The sequence below is a fragment of the Vibrio sp. Vb1755 genome (genome assembly GCF_033338635.1).
GTDB classification, from domain to species: domain Bacteria; phylum Pseudomonadota; class Gammaproteobacteria; order Enterobacterales; family Vibrionaceae; genus Vibrio; species Vibrio alginolyticus.
In genome coordinates, this window is sequence record NZ_JAWOTA010000128.1 from 1 (window position 1) to 1,480 (window position 1,480).

Consider the following 1,480-nt stretch of genomic DNA (forward strand, 5'->3'; position numbering starts at 1 on the left):
CCAAGTATTTTTGAATTTACTTGGGTATAAAAATAATAATTGTCTTAAAAAAGTAACAAAATTCATTGGATTGTATTGAGTTCGTGACGCACGTTTTATGACGCATACGACAAAAAAAGCTTCGTTTATTAGCATTAGATTGATAATGTTAAGTGAACACTGTTTTTTATTGAGCTCAGCTTTGGGTTGAAGCATACTAAATGGGTTACACACCTTTATAAAATGGAGTCCCCATGGCGGAAGAAACTATCTTTAGTAAAATTATTCGTAAGGAAATCCCAGCAGACATTCTTTACCAAGATGATTTAGTGACCGCGTTTCGCGATATTAACCCTCGCGCGCCAAGCCACATTCTTATCATCCCGAACAAGTTGATTCCGACAACGAACGATGTGGAAGCAGAAGACGAAGCAATGATGGGACGCCTATTCACTGTGGCGAAGAAGCTTGCGAAAGAAGAAGGCATTGCTGAAGACGGTTACCGTTTGATCCTTAATTGCAACCCTCATGGTGGCCAAGAGGTTTACCATATTCACATGCACCTACTAGGCGGTCGTCCTTTAGGTCCAATGGTATTGAGCTAAGCTAATTTGAAAAGGGTGGTGCCTATGCCACCCTATTTATATTCTTTTCTGAGCACACATTTGCGGAGATAAATGTGAAATTAGGTGTGAAGCTGTTTGGACTGATTAGCTGGGTCTTGATGGCGTCTGGCTGCGCTAATTTGTCTGCGGGCAATTTGTTTAGCCATTACAGCGACCAGAATCAAGAAGTTTATCAGGCAGTTGTTGCTGGCAATTATGCCAACGCTGAGCAACTCCAATCGAGCGACGTCGGTGGCGAGATCCTTGGCAATTTCGAAAAGGGTCGTATTTCATTCCTTGCGAAAGATTATCCAACCAGCCTCAAAGCTCTCGAAGAGAGCGACCGCGCGGTACGTGTTCAACAAGACCGAGCAACCATTTCTGTTTCTGAAACAGCGACGAGCGTAGGTTCACTTGCTGTAAACGACAATCTTAACGAATACCAACCTGCAGACTACGAACTCGGCTTTTTGCATTTATACCTTGGTCTGAACTATCTACAAAAAAATGATTTAGAAGGCGCACTCGTCGAAGTTCGTCGTGCCAACCAAGTTCAGGAAGCGGCGAGAAAAGCGCGTGAAAAAGAGCTGAAGTCGGCAGAAAAAGATCTAAAAAACCAAGGTATGTCAGCCAACTTAGGCAGCGTGCTCGCGAGTTATCCAGACGCAGGGAAAAAACTCAGCGCGGTGCAAAACGGTTATCTCTTCTATCTTTCTGGTTTGTTGTACGAAGCGTCACGTGATCTTAACAGCGCTTATGTGGATTACCGTCGCGCTTTGGCTGTGATGCCAGATAACAAACAGGTTATTGAAAGCACGATGTACGCCGCGAAAAAGCTCGGTATGCGTGAAGACTTACGTCTGCTTGAAAAACGCTATGGCAAGGCACCGACAGGG

1 protein-coding gene and 1 pseudogene are annotated in these 1,480 nt (G+C 44.3%); both read left to right on the forward strand.

The genetic code is table 11. From position 1 onward, the window contains the following. Positions 1-233 precede the first annotated feature (233 nt). Complete coding sequence (hinT, locus tag R7E00_RS23205) at positions 234-584, forward strand: purine nucleoside phosphoramidase (protein WP_005461572.1); 351 nt, start codon at positions 234-236, stop codon at positions 582-584. A gap of 74 nt (positions 585-658) precedes the next feature. Further along, positions 659-1,480 (forward strand): annotated as a pseudogene (locus R7E00_RS23210) (hypothetical protein); the annotation flags it as partial.

Bases quoted from the DNA above. Each gene is read 5' to 3' on its own strand.
- hinT (WP_005461572.1), top strand. From the start codon at position 234: ATGGCGGAAGAAACTATCTTTAGTAAAATTATTCGTAAGGAAATCCCA.